General features: G+C 68.5%; 10 protein-coding genes and 4 pseudogenes. 8 read left to right on the top strand and 6 right to left on the bottom strand.

Annotated elements, in window-relative coordinates; genetic code table 11:
* Positions 1-41: 41 nt before the first annotated feature.
* Entirely contained in the window at positions 42-893 is an 852-nt protein-coding gene (locus tag ACWC94_RS34675; protein WP_450801256.1) for a lipase family protein, read from the bottom strand.
* Between the two features lie 310 nt (positions 894-1203).
* On the opposite strand from ACWC94_RS34675, the pseudogene tpg reads away from it, so the two are divergent.
* The 3 genes and pseudogenes from tpg to ACWC94_RS34660 form a co-directional block, all read left to right on the top strand.
* A pseudogene (tpg, locus tag ACWC94_RS34670) lies at positions 1204-1713 on the top strand (telomere-protecting terminal protein Tpg); the annotation flags it as partial.
* Positions 1714-2003: 290 nt separating this feature from the next.
* Positions 2004-4115: a SpoIIE family protein phosphatase gene (locus ACWC94_RS34665; RefSeq protein ID WP_450801255.1), complete on the top strand. Its 2112-nt coding sequence runs from the start codon at positions 2004-2006 to the stop codon at positions 4113-4115.
* Between the two features lie 581 nt (positions 4116-4696).
* Positions 4697-5267: pseudogene (locus ACWC94_RS34660) on the top strand (IS5 family transposase); the annotation flags it as partial.
* A gap of 3 nt (positions 5268-5270) precedes the next feature.
* Here ACWC94_RS34660 and ACWC94_RS34655 read toward each other — a convergent pair.
* Positions 5271-5477 (bottom strand): annotated as a pseudogene (locus tag ACWC94_RS34655) (ankyrin repeat domain-containing protein); the annotation flags it as partial.
* Positions 5478-5565: 88 nt separating this feature from the next.
* Here ACWC94_RS34655 and ACWC94_RS34650 point away from each other — a divergent pair.
* Both ACWC94_RS34650 and ACWC94_RS34645 read left to right on the top strand, forming a co-directional pair.
* Positions 5566-5925: an effector-associated constant component EACC1 gene (locus ACWC94_RS34650; RefSeq protein WP_450801254.1), complete on the top strand. Its 360-nt coding sequence runs from the start codon at positions 5566-5568 to the stop codon at positions 5923-5925.
* Between the two features lie 3 nt (positions 5926-5928).
* A complete protein-coding gene (locus tag ACWC94_RS34645; RefSeq protein WP_450801253.1) occupies positions 5929-8337 on the top strand; it encodes a caspase, EACC1-associated type in 2409 nt (802 codons plus the stop codon).
* A gap of 354 nt (positions 8338-8691) precedes the next feature.
* Here ACWC94_RS34645 and ACWC94_RS34640 read toward each other — a convergent pair whose 3' ends face one another.
* On the bottom strand, positions 8692-10164 hold the full coding sequence (locus tag ACWC94_RS34640) for an alpha/beta hydrolase (RefSeq protein WP_450801252.1): 1473 nt from the start codon (positions 10162-10164) through the stop codon (positions 8692-8694).
* Positions 10165-11384: 1220 nt separating this feature from the next.
* The gene (locus ACWC94_RS34635) at positions 11385-12338 is read right to left on the bottom strand and encodes a zinc-binding dehydrogenase (protein ID WP_450801251.1); all 954 of its coding nucleotides are present in this window, start codon (positions 12336-12338) and stop codon (positions 11385-11387) included.
* Between the two features lie 94 nt (positions 12339-12432).
* Between ACWC94_RS34635 and ACWC94_RS34630 the strand changes: the two are divergent.
* Both ACWC94_RS34630 and ACWC94_RS34625 read left to right on the top strand, forming a co-directional pair.
* Positions 12433-12725: pseudogene (locus ACWC94_RS34630) on the top strand (winged helix-turn-helix transcriptional regulator).
* 353 nt (positions 12726-13078) lie between these two features.
* Positions 13079-13396, top strand: coding sequence for a cupin domain-containing protein (locus ACWC94_RS34625; protein ID WP_450801250.1), 318 nt, complete (start codon positions 13079-13081; stop codon positions 13394-13396).
* Positions 13397-13421: 25 nt separating this feature from the next.
* Here the strand turns inward: ACWC94_RS34625 and ACWC94_RS34620 are convergent, their stop codons facing one another.
* Positions 13422-14066, bottom strand: a complete 645-nt coding sequence (locus ACWC94_RS34620; RefSeq protein WP_450801249.1) for a LysE family translocator — start codon at positions 14064-14066, stop codon at positions 13422-13424.
* Positions 14067-14348: 282 nt separating this feature from the next.
* Positions 14349-14867: an alpha-hydroxy acid oxidase gene (locus ACWC94_RS34615; RefSeq protein ID WP_450801248.1), complete on the bottom strand. Its 519-nt coding sequence runs from the start codon at positions 14865-14867 to the stop codon at positions 14349-14351.
* Here ACWC94_RS34615 and ACWC94_RS34610 point away from each other — a divergent pair.
* On the top strand, positions 14818-15402 hold the full coding sequence (locus ACWC94_RS34610) for a transposase family protein (protein ID WP_450801247.1): 585 nt from the start codon (positions 14818-14820) through the stop codon (positions 15400-15402). The genes ACWC94_RS34615 and ACWC94_RS34610 overlap by 50 nt on opposite strands.
* Positions 15403-15644: the final 242 nt, after the last annotated feature.

The following is a 15644-nucleotide window of genomic DNA, read 5'->3' as shown; positions in this document are numbered from 1 at the left end:
CACCGTTGCCCGGGGCAGCGCTGGCACCTGCTATGCCGGGGTCAGGTGAGGTTCTTCTCCAGCGCGGTCAGGTAGCTGTGCATGAAGTGGTCGCGGACGCCGTCGCTGGCGGGTGCCAGGGGGTCGGCGAGCATACCGGCGGCGTGGTCGGTGAGGCCGCCGATCAGCGGCATCGCTTCGCGGACCTTGCCGTGGGAGTCGATGTAGCGCAGCGCATCGACGTGGGTGTAGGGAGGCGCGGGCGGCATCTGGGGGACGATGTCGTTGTTGTTGACGAACCGGTACATCCGGCCCTTGAAGCCCTTGTTGTAGGCCTTTGCCAGCGCGCTGTCGCAGGTACGGGGCTGGCCGTAGGTGTAGACGCCGTCCGCGGCCAGACGCGGGTCCTCCAGGTACATGCGGGCGCCGGCGAGCATGGCGAGGGCCCCGCCCAGGCTGTGCCCGGTGAACCAGACGGTCTGCCCGTTGGTGCGCAGCTCGGCGTGGGTGTTCTTCACGTCGGGCCAGATCGACTCGAGCGCTTCGCCGAAACCGTCGTGGACGTAGCCGGTTCCGGCCGGGCCGGTCCGCGGCGGGGTCGTGGCATCGGAGAGCCAGTCCTTGATCTGCTGCGGTTCTGTTCCGCGGAACGCGGTGACGATCATGTCGTCGCTGGCCATGGTGTAGGCCTGTGTGTCCTGCAGCGGGAACGGCGGGGTGAACCGCGTTTCATGGTGCCGGACGGTGTCGAACCCCCACTGCCTGGACTGCGCCTCGATGGTGGCCTCGTCCTTGTATGCCAGGTCCGAGGCCAGCGCGAGCCAGTAGGCGCGCTTGAGGCTGTGGTCGGTGGAACGGTGATCGATCTTTACGGGTACAGCCACAGCAGCATCCTCCTGGCTCGGGCCGGGCATCGGCTGGCCGGCCGCACGGGCATCGGCAGCCCTTCGGCCAAGGTTCGCCTCGCCGGAGGCGTTCGCCTCCGGCGCTACAGCCCTTCCACGTCGAAACGCCGACGGCCTCACGGTTCACTCAGATGGAGAGAGCGCGGGGCAAGAGCAAGGAGTACTCCGTGCTCTGGCATACGCCCCGTCGGGACCGGTCGACGAGCCGCCGCCCACTGTTGCTTCCCAGGGCGCGCCGGTGATCAAGTCCCCGATGTCTTAAGCGGCTGGCGACCGGCGTCTCGGGAAGCGTGCTGGTCACGGCTGTGCGCGATCCGGCATGGAAGGACAACCCGCGCGTGGTCTTGTGCAAGACAGCCTGGACCGCGCCGGGCAGGAAGTGTCACCCGGCCGGTCCCGAAGTCCGCGGGCGCGCAGATGCGCCACCTGGTCAGGCAGCTCAAGACCTCCCGCGCGGCGGCCGAGCTGCCCGGACCCGCCGGCCGCGCCCCCGACCTCGCCCAGCGCCTGCCCGACGCCGTCGCCGGTCACTGGCGGCCCCGCATCCGCGCGGCCCCGCATCCGCGCGGCCGCCACCCGCACCAGGATCACCATCGAGACCCGCGCCCGCTTCGGCTTCACCGCTGCGCCCGGCTTCACCGACCGCGGCCGGCTGCGCTGCCTGACCGCCCACCTGTCCCCGCCTACGCCCAGCGCCTGTGCGACGCCCCCGGCGCGGGCGCCGGTGAGCAGCAGCTGCGCGCGATCACAGCCGAGGGCCCGGAGTAGGTGTACTTCCGTGACCGCGGCCGCCGCGGGCGGCCTGGCGGTGGAGTTCACCGACATCGACTGCCTCACGTGGGCCTGTGGACCGGGTCGGCACAGCCACTGCGGCGGCGGCCGTGCAACTGAGCACGCGAGGTGGCGCCTGTGACGTACCGGTCAGCGGAGACTGCCACACCCGGGCGACCGTGACCGGCGGGACGACGGCACGGGCCAGGGAAGGCGCGACCTGTGATTGACCCTGAACGGTGGCGGACGGCGTCGGGCGTGAGGTCAGGACGTGGTGCGGCTGATCCACATGCGCTGACCGCCGTGCGGGCTTAGCGTGCTGAGCATGAGCATGAGGTACTGCGCCGAATGACCGACTCTGGTGAGCGGCCAGATGCAGTTGATCCGCTCGGTGTGGCCTTGGCGGCGGCTGTGCGCCGTACGAGTGCCAGGTTCGGGGGCGTCTACCTGGTGGACCCGGACGAATCGGTGATGGGCCTGGTCGCTCTGTGCGGTGTGCCGGTCGACGCCTTCGCACCGTGGTGGCGGGCCGCCTTCGCCGTGCCCGGTCCGATGCAGGATTCCATACGCAACGAGCAGCTCGTCTGGGTGGGTTCCCTGGAAGAGCTGGCGCGCCTCTACCCGCGTGCCGCGGCGAACCTCCCTTATCCACTCGCGTTCGCGGTCGCCCCGTTCAGACAAGTCCGACACTGCCGGGGAGCCCTGCTGCTCGCATGGCCTCCCGCTCGTACGCCTGTTCTCAGCCGCAGTGAGCGCGGACGCATCGCCTTCAGTGCCCGGCACATCGCGCGCGTGCTGAACGCGACCGTCCGCCCTCCGGTCATTCCGGAGCGGCCCCGTTTCGTCCCTCCCCGTACCGAAGAACCACCGCCACAGTCCGCTTCGTCGGCGGCCCGCCTAGTCGAACGCCTCCCCCTCGGCGCCCTCGCCCTCGACCTCGCGGGGCACATCACCTACGTGAACACCGCCGCCGCCGGGCTGCTCGGCAAACCCGTGGAGCAGCTGATGGGCACCCAGCCGTCGCAGTCGCTCCCCTGGCTCGACAACATCACGTACATGGACGCGTACCGCACTGCCCTGAGCAGTCGCGAGAATGTCTCGCTCACCGTCCTACGCCCGCCGGACCAGTGGCTGGACCTCCGCCTCCACGCGGACGACAGCGGCACGAGCATCCTGGTCACGCACCGCTCGTCGAGGCCGCTCGGCCTGCAGCCCTGCACCAGGGCCGCGGCCTCGCCTGAGAGCCGAATCCACGTTCTGATGGTTCTGGCGGCCGCGCTGACCGAGGCCATCGGCGTTCAGGACGTCGTCGACCTGGTCGCCGACCAGGTCCTGCCTGCCTTCGGCGCCCACGGAATGATCATGTCCGCCGCAGATCCAGACCGTATCCGGATCATCGGTTACCGCGGGTACGAGCCTGACGTCATCGAGCGGTTGGACGGCCTGCCCGCAGATGCCGATCTGACCCCCGCCGGCCGCGCGATGGCAACCGGCTTGTCCTTGTTCTTCGCCAGCCGGGAAGAGCTTGTCCGTCTGTACCCCAAGGCGCCGCAACTCAGCGACAAACAGGCATGGGCCTTCCTGCCGCTGCTCAGTTCCGGACGCCCGATCGGCGGTCTCCTGCTCGCCTACAACGCCCCCCACCCGTTCACCGCAGCCGAGCGTTCCATCCTCACGCCGCTCGCCGGTCTCATAGCCCAGGCCCTGGACCGCGCCCGCCTCTACGATGCCAAGCACGGCCTCGCTCACGCCCTGCAGCAGACCCTCCTGCCCCACGCCCTGCCCACGGTGACCGGACTGGATGTGGCCGCCCGCTACCTCCCCGCCAGCCACGGCGTCAACCTCGGCGGCGACTTCTACGACCTCATCCGCCTCACCGATACGACCGTCGCGGCCGTCATCGGAGACGTGCAAGGCCATGACATGTCAGCAGCTGCCCTCATGGGCCTGGTCCGCATGGCCGTCCACTCCCACGCCACGGCCGGAGCCGCGCCCGACCAGGTCCTCACCCGCACCGACCGCGACCTCGCCGACCTGAACGCCAGCCGCTTCGTCTCCTGTCTCTACGCCCACCTCGACCTCGAGCGGCACCAGGTAACCCTCGCCAGCGCAGGACATCCGCCCCCGCTCCTCCAACACCCCGACAACCAGGCCCATACCGTGGCCATCCATCCCGGCCCGCCTCTCGGCGTCGGTCTCGGCACTCACTCCTATCCGCTCACCACGCTGCCGCTGGCCCCGGGGGCGCTCCTGGCCCTCTACACCGACGGCCTCGTGGAGCTCCCCGGCATCGACATCGCCCAGACGATCGCCGACCTTGCAGACCGCCTCGGCGAGTGGAGCGGCCTTCCCCTGCACCAACTCGTGGACAACCTCGTCCATCGCACTCGACAAGCCAGTCAACACACCGACGACATCGCCCTGCTACTGCTCCGGCCCAACCGGCTTGCCGAGCACTGATCAAACTTCAACCGGCCGCCGCCCCTCCAGGCGGGCTGCCACATGTCCCCCGTTGGAGACCCCGCCGCACTGACCACCGTCAAAAATTCCGACAGCGAAACCGGTTCTCTGTTCCGTTCCTACTCGGCCCCGACCCACCACGACTTCAGGATCATCCCGTGGCCCGTTTCGGGCTTGTCTCGGCGATCCCGGCGGTTGCGGACGAGCGTTTCCAGGCGGTCGAGCGCGATGACGGCGAGGTTGGCCAGGCTGCGTTTGAGGTGTGCCCACCCAGGCCAGTCAACGTCCGCCGTCGAGCCGCTCCCGGATCCACTGCTCGGCCTGCCCCATGGGCCGAGCCGTGCTTGAAAGCCCAGCGAAGTCGGGCTAGGGCGGGAGCGTCAGCGACGCGGGCCTGGCGCACGTAGGAGTCTGTGGTCATCGGGGAAGTCTCGCGCACCCTGATCGTTCCACGCTCCGGTTTTTCTCTGAGCAGTCCGCGCGGCGGCTCAGCGCCGGCATGTCGGCAGCCGACCAACCGGCGACACGCGGGACGGGCACCACGCGACTGCACCGCTGGGAGCTGGCTGCAACCGGTAGGCCGTGTCACGGAGTGGACGGAGGCCAGGGTGTGGGCCGAGCTCCACCGCCTGGTCCTAGACGAACTCGGCTCACGCGGTGACCTGGACGGGTCTCGATGCGCGATCGACTCGGTGAACACGCAAGCCCTGAAAAGGGGAGCTGACAGGTCCGAACCCTGGTGACAGGGGCAAGTACGGCTCAAAGATCCATCTGATCACCGAGCGGACCGGTCTGCCCCTGTCCGTCGGCATCTCAGGGGCCAACGTCCACGACATCCAGGCCCTGATCCCCCTCGCGAAGGGCATCCCGCCGGTCCGGTCCCGCCGAGGCCCCCGCCGTCACAAGCCCGGCAAGCTCCACGCCGACAAGGGCTGCAACTAGGCCCACCCACCTGCAGCAATGGTTATGCATCCGAGGTATCCGACACCGCATCGCCCGCACAGGAGTTGAGACCTCACAGTGTCTGGGGCGCCACCGTTGGACCAGCGAACGCGCCATGTCCTGGCTGGCCGGCAGCCGCCGTTTCCACCGTCGCTACGAGCGCAGGCCGAGCACTTCCTCGCCTTCACAAGCATCGCCTGCACCCTCATCTTTACCGGCGGATCGCCCGCGGATGTGAGCTTGCCGAAGCTTCACCGCCAGGTCGTGGCCGTAGAGATGGGCCATGTCCATGGGGATGCGACCGTCGGGATCGGCGAGCTGCGGATCCGCCCCGAAGGCCAGCAGCACAGCGCTGGTATGCACAGTCAACGCCTGCTCGCTCTGCAGGGAGCCGTCGTCCTCGACGTCGATCGCGTGCGAGCGGGGCAGCTTTCCTGAGGCCGTGGCACACGTGAGTGGCGCCTGACAGACTGTTGGCCTACGTCGACACCGCACAGGGGGAAGAGCAGTGGATGGTTCGATCATCCTGCGGACGACCGGCGCGGACGGCATGGCCTTGGCCGAACGGTTGCATGCATGGCTCTTGGACGAGCCCGAGCTGCGCGGAAAGGTCAGAACGGTTCGGGCGGCGCCGGATCCCGGGCACATGGGTGGAGGCGTCCTGGAGGGGCTGGTGGTGGCCACCGGATCCGGTGTGGTGGGTGTGCTGGCCCGGTCGCTGCCCATCTGGCTGCGCCAGCAGCGATCCGATGTGGAGATTGAGATATCCCGACAGGCCGGCGATTCCGTGCGCATCAAGGCAAGCAACATCCGGGACGTCGAATCGCTGATCCACAAGACGCTCGATCAGCCAGGCGCAGTGGATTGACGTATGGCACTCCCGGACCCGGGGCGGTCGCGGGCCGTCCTGATCGGTACCCGGTCCTACGCCGCCAGCTCGGCTCTCGGCGAACTGCCCGGCGTGACGGGTAACGTGATGCGGCTCGGTCGCCTGCTCACCACGGCGACGAGGCTCTCGACCGACAACTGCCGGACGCTGCTGGACCGCCGTGACGATCGTGAGGTGTGCCAGGCGGTGAGGCAGGCGGCCAGGGAGGCCGAGGACCTGCTTCTTGTGTACTTCGCGGGCCATGGCCTGCTCAGCCCCGACTCCGGCGAGCTCTTCCTGGCACTGACGCACAGCGACTCGGACGATCCGCTGTACACGGCCGTACGATTCTCCGAGTTACGGGAAGCCATGGCGGTGAGTGGTGCCCGCAACCGGGTGCTCATCCTGGACTGCTGCTTCAGCGGCCGGGCCATCGTGGAGGCGATGGGGCCCGACGTCACCAGCGTCGCCCTGGCCCAGACACATACCCGAGGGGGCTACACCCTGACCGCGACGTCGGCCAACCGGCCCTCGATCGCGCGTCCCGGTGAGCCGTGCACACTTTTCACCGGTGCGCTACTGGACCTGGTCGAGCAGGGCATCGACGACGCGGGGCCGTATGTGACCCTGGGCGATCTGTTCCGGGAACTGGAGCGAACCCTCGACCCGAAGCCCCGCCAGCAGGGCAGCGACAGCGTGTCTCAACTCGCTCTGGCACCCAACCCGCGCTATCGGCGGCCTCAGGAGAACGTGCCTCCCATGGCGGCAGAAGCCGTGCCCGAGACCGAGGCCGCCGTCACGTTCCGCATGCGGAAGCTGCGCGCCTGGCCGAAGCGCCTGTTCGTCGAGGGTCTTGGCCTTGCCCTTGCGGCATTCGGTACATGGGTCCTCACGGAGAAGACGGAACGCTCCTACCCCCACATCTTCGGCGGGGGCCTTGGCTGGTACCTCGTCCCGCTCGTCACCGTCGGTCTCCTTGGCTACACCCTGGTCTCCATCGTTCTGCCGCTGCTGTTCCGGCTCCCCGGCCACTACGAGTTGCGAGTCGACTCGGAGGGCCTGACGTACCGGTTCGGAGCCGAGAGAGGAACCCTGCGCTGGCACGACGTCGAACGGATCACGACAGTGCGTTCCCGAGACGATCGGGGCCGTCCCGACTGGGTTGTCGTGTGGATCCGCCAGGGATACCTGCCACCGCGCCGGTCGCGCTACGGGCCGCGCACGCGGCGCAGTGATGGGGCGCTGCTGCTGTGCCGTCTGGGCTGGCTGGCGGCCGAACCCGCGGCTGTCGAGCGATCGATAGCCCACTACGGTGGAGGCCTGTGGGACGGCACCCATGGGCTGGCCACGGCGGCCGTCGCCCGCTTCCGCCGACGACGCTCCGCGACCCTGGCACAGTCATTGTTGACGTGTGGTCTCGCACTATGCTCTGCCGGCTGTCTGTTCCTCGCCGTGGAACCGCCCACAGTCTTTGCCCGGATCGCTGCCCTCTTGTGGCTCGTTCCGTACATGGCGCTCGCACTGCGCTCAATGGCGGGCATGTTCTTCCCGCACGAACTCGTTGTGGATGCCCACGGAGTGCTCGTCCGGAGCGGTGGATCCAGTCGGATGATCCCCTGGCTGGAGATCAGCGACGCCGCCATGGTCGACACGCCGGGCCGGCGCAGGAACGGAGGCGTGCACCTACTGCTCCGTGCACCACGGCCAGAGGGCATGTCACCGGTCCCTTATGACACCCGTCTGCGGGCGCTGCGGCTTGACACCACCACGTACGCGGTCACCCCGGACGAACTCGACACCGTCCTGCGACGGTGGGCCGGTGGGCGATGGCGGGGGCGGGTCGACGAGGGATCTCTGGTCGAAGAGGCGTCGTCGGCGGAAGAGGAGGCACGGTTCACGGGTCGTCCGGTCGGGCCAGTGGGTTGCGTCTTCGGGCTCGTCGCAATCGTGATGACGACGTGGTTGTATCTGGAGCTGGTAGCCGCTGCCGCTGACCTGTGGGCAGGCTATGTCGTCCTGCCACTGCTGCTCCTTGCCATGACTCCCCTGGCCGGCGTCTTTGAACGTCTGCACATGCACTTGGAGTTGTCCATCGATGCCCACGGCGTGGAGCTCGCCGGCAGGCGGCGTCGGACGCGCCTGCCCTGGGCCGACATCAGCCAGGTCTCGGTGGTCCGCGTCCCCAAGGGCAGGGGACACACCCACGCGGTTGTGGTGTGGTTGAGGAACGGGGCGGCGCCCCCGCGTAAATGGCGCTGGCAGCCCTGGTTCACGCCGTACTCCGGGGGACTGCGGGTCGTCGACCTGGGCGAAGACGGGATAGCCGCCGAGCCGAAGCATGTCGCCCGCGTCCTGGCCGACCACGCCGGATCGGCCTGGCAGCCAAGCGACGAGGCCCCTGAAGACCGATGAGTCCGGCAGTCGCCGTTAAGGTCCGGGAGTCGGTTCGGCTCCTACGGAGCTGCCCTGAGTCGCTACCTGTACCACGAAGGCATCACGGTCACCGAGGTCAGCCAACAAGCGCAAGCAGTCCCGTGCCGTGGCCCCTCGCTACGACAAGCGCGGCTACGCCTTCCTGGGCACACCGCGAACCCGCCGTGGCCCTGGTCAGCTGGCTGCGGAGGAGCTGAGTCCCGGCCTCACAAGGCGATGGGTCGATGCACCAGGGCCGGTCGGACTTCGTAAGAGTGCTCAATTACCGTGACGTGCGTTCAGGAACTCGCAGGTCACCGAGTCTGGTCCCCGTACCCCCTGGGGAACGCGTCGTCAGGGGGCCGGCGGGGGAGTGCCCTTGCAGGTGGCGTCCGCCGCGGGGAGCTTCCCGGTGAGCAGGTATCGGTTTCCGTATCCGTCCATGCAGGCGTTGGCGTCGAACAGGTACTGGCCGTGGTTGCCGCCGCCTGCGACCACCAGGCGGGAGCCGGAAAGTGCCCGGCGCATCCGCTGCGCGCCGATGAGCGGTGTCGCAGGGTCGTCGTGGGACTGGAGCAGCAGCACCGGTGGGACCTTCACCGATCCGATCTTCACCGGTGTGGCGGTGGGCGCCTTCCAGAAGGCGCAGGGCGCGGTGATCCAGGTGTACATCCAGGCGAACAGAGGTGCCTTCTTCGCCGCAGCAGCGGTGTCATCGTGCCAGGTCTTCCAGTTCCGCGGCCAGGGGTCGTCCACGCAGTTGTAGGCGAGTTGGGCGGGGTTGACGGCACCGGCCGCCAGTTGCTTGGAGGCGCCGACCAGAGACGAGGGGTCGCCCTTGCGGTAGTCCGCGACCATGCTCGCCAGGTCCGGCCAGGACAGGTCGGTGTAGAGGGCCGACGCCAGCAGGTCGTCCAGTTCCGTCGCGCCCGCCTGCCCGCTCGCGGGGGCGGTACGCAACTTGGCCCGGACCGCCGTCCAGGTGGACGACACCTTGGCCTCGGTGGTGCCCAGATGGTAGGTGCGGTCGTTGCGGGCGGCCCAGGCGAAGAACTGGCGGGTGCGCTGTTCGAGTGCCGGGTTCTGCTCGTACGTGGCGGCGTATTCGGTGACGCCGGGGTCCACCACGCTGTCGAGGATCATCCGGCCGGTGCGGGAGGGGAACAGCGTGGCATATGTTGCCCCCAGCCTGCTGCCGTAGGAGTAGCCCAGGTAGTCCAGCTTGGACCGGCCAAGCGCTGCCCGGACGCGGTCCATGTCGCGCGCGGCGTTCGCGGTGGAGATCGAGTTCAGCAGCGCGCCGGACGCGGTGGCGCACCGTTCAGCGACGCCCTGGGCGATTGCCACCCGTGCGTGCTCGGCGTTGGTGTCAGCCGGTGTGTAGTCCGGAGCCGGGTGTTTGATGAGCTTGCCGGCGTCGCCGCAGGAGACCGGTGAACTCTCGCCGACTCCCCTGGGATCGAAACTGACAACGCTGTACTTCGCCGAGACCTCGGGAGGCATCGCGGCCCACACCGGCTGCGCGGCCTCGATGCCCGACTGTCCGGGGCCGCCTGGGTTGACCACCAGGGTCCGCTCGGCGTCCCGGCTGCCCGCCATCGACAAGGTGAGGGTGATCTGACGTCCGGTCGGCTTCGCGTAGTCCAGCGGAACCTTGATCGTGCTGCAGTAGGTGCCGCGCGGTGCCTGTGACCGGGCTGGACAGGCGCCCCAGGTGAGTGCCGTCGCGCCTTGGGGGCTAGCCGTCGCGGTCACCGGTCCACTGAGCCCGGTCAAGCCCAGGGCTGTGGCCACCGAGAGGGTCAGGAGCCGCCTTTTGGAGGTCATGTGGTTCCACCTTCCGGAAGATACTGGGACGGGGGAGGGGGTGAGAGGCCTGGCGCCTCGGCCACGCCGCCGTCGATCTGCAGGACGGACGCAGGCGGCGTTCGGTTGCTGGACCGCATGGGACCGCGGTGATCGGTGATCGGTGATCACAGCGTTGGAGCCCTGTGGCATTCGACGTGCGCGGGCAGGCGTTGTGCCTGGGGGCTTGTGTCGCTCGGTCACGCGCTCGGCGCCCACAATCCGGCGACGCCGCTTGTCTGAGCAATGAGACCTTCGGGGAAAGCCCGCCCGCTGCTCCCGCAGTTGAGATGGCGCCGGTCCAGTCCCCGGCACGAGTGCGGCCGAGTTCTACCACGCTCGGCTGCAGCACCTCGATGACCTCGAGGAGGACAGCCACCAGCGCCTTGCATGGCGCGAGAGACCGCCGCGATACAGACCGCTGTGACCCAGTACGCCAAGGCCAAGCGTCTCAACCGGCATGGAGAGGGAGGAGGCGCTGCGCCAGGCTGTTCGGCACCCGCCGACGCCGGCGACAATGCCGACTGGCTGACCCGCAGCCCCGACTGGCTGACCCGTAGCCTGCCCGCGAAGCTACTCGCCGCGGGCCCGCTCACCGACCCGGGCCCAGGTACTCGCCGGGGGGGGCTGCGGCAGCGTCGCGAGTGCGCGATGGCCGCTGCGAGGACCGCCGGATCGACCACCAGGCGTCAGCGCGGTGCGGTCGCGGTCGCAGCCGTCGCCTCCGAGGCACACGGCAGCGCTCCGCTGACACGACCTCAACTCACCGACGCACCGGGCGCCAATATCCCCACCGAGGGGAGGCCGGCCGTCGGGCGCCAATATCAGACCGGCTGCCGCGAGGAAGTCCTGAAGGCTGATGACACCGCTGCCAGTGCCGTCGTTCCATTCAACCAGGAGTCCCGAGACGCCCCCGTTCCAGGAGTCCGGCGTGTCGATATCAGGGCCGGGATGCCACTCGACGCAGCCTTCGCCATGCAGGTATCGGAGATACAAGTACTGGCCGTTTGCCGTCCAGGCATCCCACTGCGATGGGCAGGCGGAACACGTCTGCACAACCCGCACCAGCTTCCGGCCCCCATCTGCATCCATCCGATGAATGTGGCGCACCGGCGAAACCCGTGCAATCGACTTCCGGCCGTCGTCGCAGCCGCTTCAAGAAGCGGCCAGACGCACATCAGCAGTGATCGGCCAGGCAGCTCCTAGTCGGGCAGGGAAGGTACCGGGGCCTGCATCTGACCGGACGCCACCTCCAGGACCGCTTTTCCGGAGAGCCGGCGTCCGCGAAGCGCCTCGGCCGCTTCCTCGAAGCGTTCCCAGGATCCTTGCCAGCCGATCTCGACCCCGAGGGCCCCCTCTGCGGCCAGTTCGGTGAGAACGGCCAGGTCCGCGTCGACGTCTCCTTCGATGACGAAGGAGGTCAGCGACTTGGCCGGGCCGACGGTCGCATACGGCGGGAAGACCGCCGATTCCCCGGATGTCCAGCCCACGCTCTGCAGGCTGCCTCCCGGAGCGAGCAGGTTCCAGGCCTGGACCAGTTGAGGGCCGCCGACGCTGTCGACGACTACGTCGACCGGTTGCTCAAGTCCCTCCAGTCCGATCAGCACCTCGTCGGCACCGGCCTCGGCCAGCCCCTCCCCGCGGGCGGCCGAGCCTACGGACGCGATCACATGGGCACCGGCCCGCGCCGCCAGCTGGACGGCGAACCGGCCGACCCCACCGGAGGCGCCGGTGACCAACACCCGCTTGTCCGGTCCGAGACCGGCGGCCCGCAGCGAACGCAGCGCCGCCACCCCGGCGACCGGCAGAGCCGCCGCCTGCGCCAGACGCAAGCCCTTGGGCACCTCGGCAAGCGCACCCACATCGACCGCGCAGTGCTCAGCGAACGCCCCCGAGGTCAGGGCCACCACCTTGGTACCCACCGCCGGGCCGGTTCCGTCGGATGCGGCCCGAACGACCACTCCTGCGGCGTCCGAACCGAGCACCGCACCCACAGGGACCCTCCCGGAGCGGGCGTCGTTGAGGTCGCCGTAGTTCAACGAGGCGTGGGAGACCTTCACCAGGACCTGACCCGGTTCCGGCACGGGGTCGGGCACCTCGGCGAGACGGACGGCAGCCGATACGAGCGGATCGACGACGAGCGCGCGAACAGGCATGGTCCCCCTTGGTTTACGAATTTCAACAGCAGTCATCATCGATAACGTTGCTGCTCTTCGGAAGGAGGCACTTTCATGTCACGCAGTCACACCCGTGTTACCAAGCGCTCAGGGACGAGGCGTCTTCACCGAACTGGAACGCGCCGTCAACGGCATCGGCCGGCGGATGCTCACCCTCAACCTGCGCAGGCTGGAGCGGGACGGACTGCTTATTCGCACCGTGTGTCCGACCGTGCCGCCCAAAGTCGAGTGCCGCCTCACGCCCATGGTCCGCGAACTTCACCCTTCGCTGGCCGGTCTGGTCGGCTGGGCCGGGCGGCATCCGCTATCACCGTGGCCCGCGCCGCGTACGACACCGCGGCAGAGCAGAGGCCCAACGCCGACTGAACGGGCCTTCACCGGGTCGCGTTCCTACGCATCGGCTCGGCCGACGGGAATCGAAGCACCCACCATTCGATCATCTGCCGGTGATCCCGCCACCGCCCGCACCGCCCGTTACTCACCGGCAGCAACGGCTCCAGCCGCTCCCACTGCCCGTCCGGGAGATCTCCCCGCCCCGTCATGCCCGGGACAACGAGCTTCTGCCGGGCCGACACGAGGGCGGCACACGATTCACAGCTTCGTACTGTCACCCTTTGCCATTCGGTCGACCAAGCAGCAGTGCAGGCCGGATAGCGTCCAGGTATCCACTGTTGAAGGCGGCCCCGGGCTGTGCGCCGGGCCGGTAGGAGAAGTGCGTCGTGAGCCTGATCAACCTGATGAACACTGCAGTAGGCCTCTCGGAAGGGTGGCGGTCCCGGGTGCTGGGGCACGTGGGCACTGCCTGCGTGAAGGTGCTGAGGATGGACGAGATGCCCGTCGAGGCGGAGAGCCACGATGCCCCCGAGGCTCTCCTGGTTCTCGACGGGCAGCTCCAGCTTGAAGTCAGCGGTCAGCCTGTCCCGGTCGGTGCGGGCGAGCTCTACATGATTCCGGCAGGCACAACCCACGCGGTTCGTCCTGGCAGCCGGGGCACACTCGTGATCGTGGAACTCCGAGAAGGTGCCGCGTCGAACTGAGCGCTCGTGATCACCCCGACAAGCTCTAGTCGGCGCGGCCCGTCGCTGCCACGGTGACACCCAGCCCGATCATCGCGAAGCCGCCCGCCCCGCCGACCATCGACAGGCGGCGGTCCGAGCGGGCGAACCAGGAACGGGCCGCCGAAGCGCCCAGTCCCCAAAGCGTGTCCGTGATCATGCCGATGGCGACGGGGACCAGCCCCAGCACCATCATCTGAAGGGGGACACGGCCCGCAGAGTGGTTCACGAACTGCGGCAGCACCGCCGCGAAGAAGACGAGGCCCTTCGGGTTGGTGAAGCCCACGAAAATGCCGTCCAGGATCGTGCGCAGATCGCCGCGCCGCTCACCCGCCGGAGCCTCCATGTCCGCCGCGCGCATCTCCTTGCGGTGCCGAAACACCTGAACGCCGAGGTAGACGAGATACGCCGCACCAGCCAGTTTCACGCCCGTGAACACCGCCGCAGAAGTCTCCACCAGCGTGCCGAGGCCCCACGCCACAGCGATCACTAGGAGGTACGAACCGATCAGGTTGCCCAGGACGGTCGCGAGCGCAGTGCGGCGGCCGTGCGCGAGGGCTCTGCCGATCACAAACAGCACGCTGGGCCCTGGCACCACGATCACGAGTAGTGACATCGCCGCGAACGCGAGAATGCTCTCCATGGACACCATATGTCTGCGACCTCCCTGGACTGACTTCCAGAGGTCATACAAACAGACAGCGAACCGTCCGCTCTAGGCCCACCGAGAGACTGCTTTGGCCCCGGGTCACCACAACCCAAGCGCTGCCCTCGACACTGAGGCACGCATACGGCCCGATGCGCTTCTTCACCTGAGGAGTGCAGCTGTCCCGACCGCGTGCAGGACCGTAGACGATTCCGATCGGTCAAGGTCAGCGGCGCTCTTCGCTCACCTGAACAAGCCTCGGACAGGTCACCTCGTGGAAGCACGAGGTTAGGAGGGACGGCGGGATGCCTGCTGAACCAGGCCCGCGTCAACGGACGCGAGGTCTGGACGGCCGCAGAGCGCCATGGCGTTCTCCAGCTCGGCGCCGAGGACGGAGAGTACATCTCGCGCGCCCTCGGTTGCTGAGACGGCCATGCCCCACAGCACAGGCCGGCCCACCGGGACCGCGCGGGCGCCCAATGCCAGGGCGATCAGCACGTCCGAGCCACGGCGGATGCCCCCGTCGATGAGGACCTCACACCGGTCGGCGACGGCGGAGACCACTTCGGGGAGAGCTTCGAGAGGGGTGATCGAGCCGTCAAGCTGGCGACCGCCGTGGTTGGACACCACGATCGCGGCGACGCCCAACTCGGCTGCGTGTGCCGCGTCCTCGGCGGTGAGCACGCCCTTGAGGACGATCGGAAGCCGGGTCAGCGAGCGCAGCCAGGCCAGATCGTCCCAGGTGAAGGCTGAGTCGATGCGGCGGGCCAGCTGTGGCCGTGCGGTGATGCTGATCCCGCACCGCACGCCGGATGTGGCCCGGCGGCCGCTTCATCACCCGCCTGTGACCAGGACGCCATCGCCCGGAATAGCGCGCCATAGGGGTAACCACGGTGCCTCCGGAGGCCGTTGGAATTGTGTGACGAAACCAATGAACGTGTCGAGGACACCTGCCCGCTTGTCTATCAGTGCCGTCTGCCGCTGCGCACCGCCGTCCTCGGCGCCCTCGCGAACCCTTGGCTTCCGCGGGTTGGACAACGACTTACGCGACCCCGTTGTCGTCACCGGCTTCCACGCCCACAAGCTCACACCAGGCCAGAAGGAAGCCAACCGCGTCCTCGCCGTTGGACGGGCACCGGTCGAGCGTGGCTTCGCGTACCTCAAGAACTGGCGCGTACTGGCCAAGCTCCGCACCGACCACGCCCGAGCCCCCCAACTCCTCTGCGCCCTGCTCGTCCTGACGAACCCCGAAGTCGACGCTGACAGGCGACCTACTCCACAGACTGCGCCCACAATCAGCGTGAGCATCCCGGAAGACCGTCACCTCAGCCCTTTGTGCTGATCTGTGGCTTCAAAGTCGGCGGAGGCTCAATGTCCGCAGCTGCCGGCGATGCGGCTCCACTGTGCAGGCGTCGGCTTGTTGACCGGCCATCCCACGTACACTTTCACGCACTCCCCAGTGGCCCTGTCATACACGGTGCGTGTCCCGAGGGGGCGGCTCAGGGTGGTGGTCACCGGTCCCACCGCAGAGTAGGCCGCGCAAACCTTCCCCTTGCTGTCGTGCGTGGTGAGCAGGGACAGGGT

This window comes from Streptomyces sp. NPDC001135, from assembly GCF_053598395.1.
Note: the sequence above shows the minus strand (reverse complement) of the source record. Positions and strands in the feature narration are given on the sequence as shown.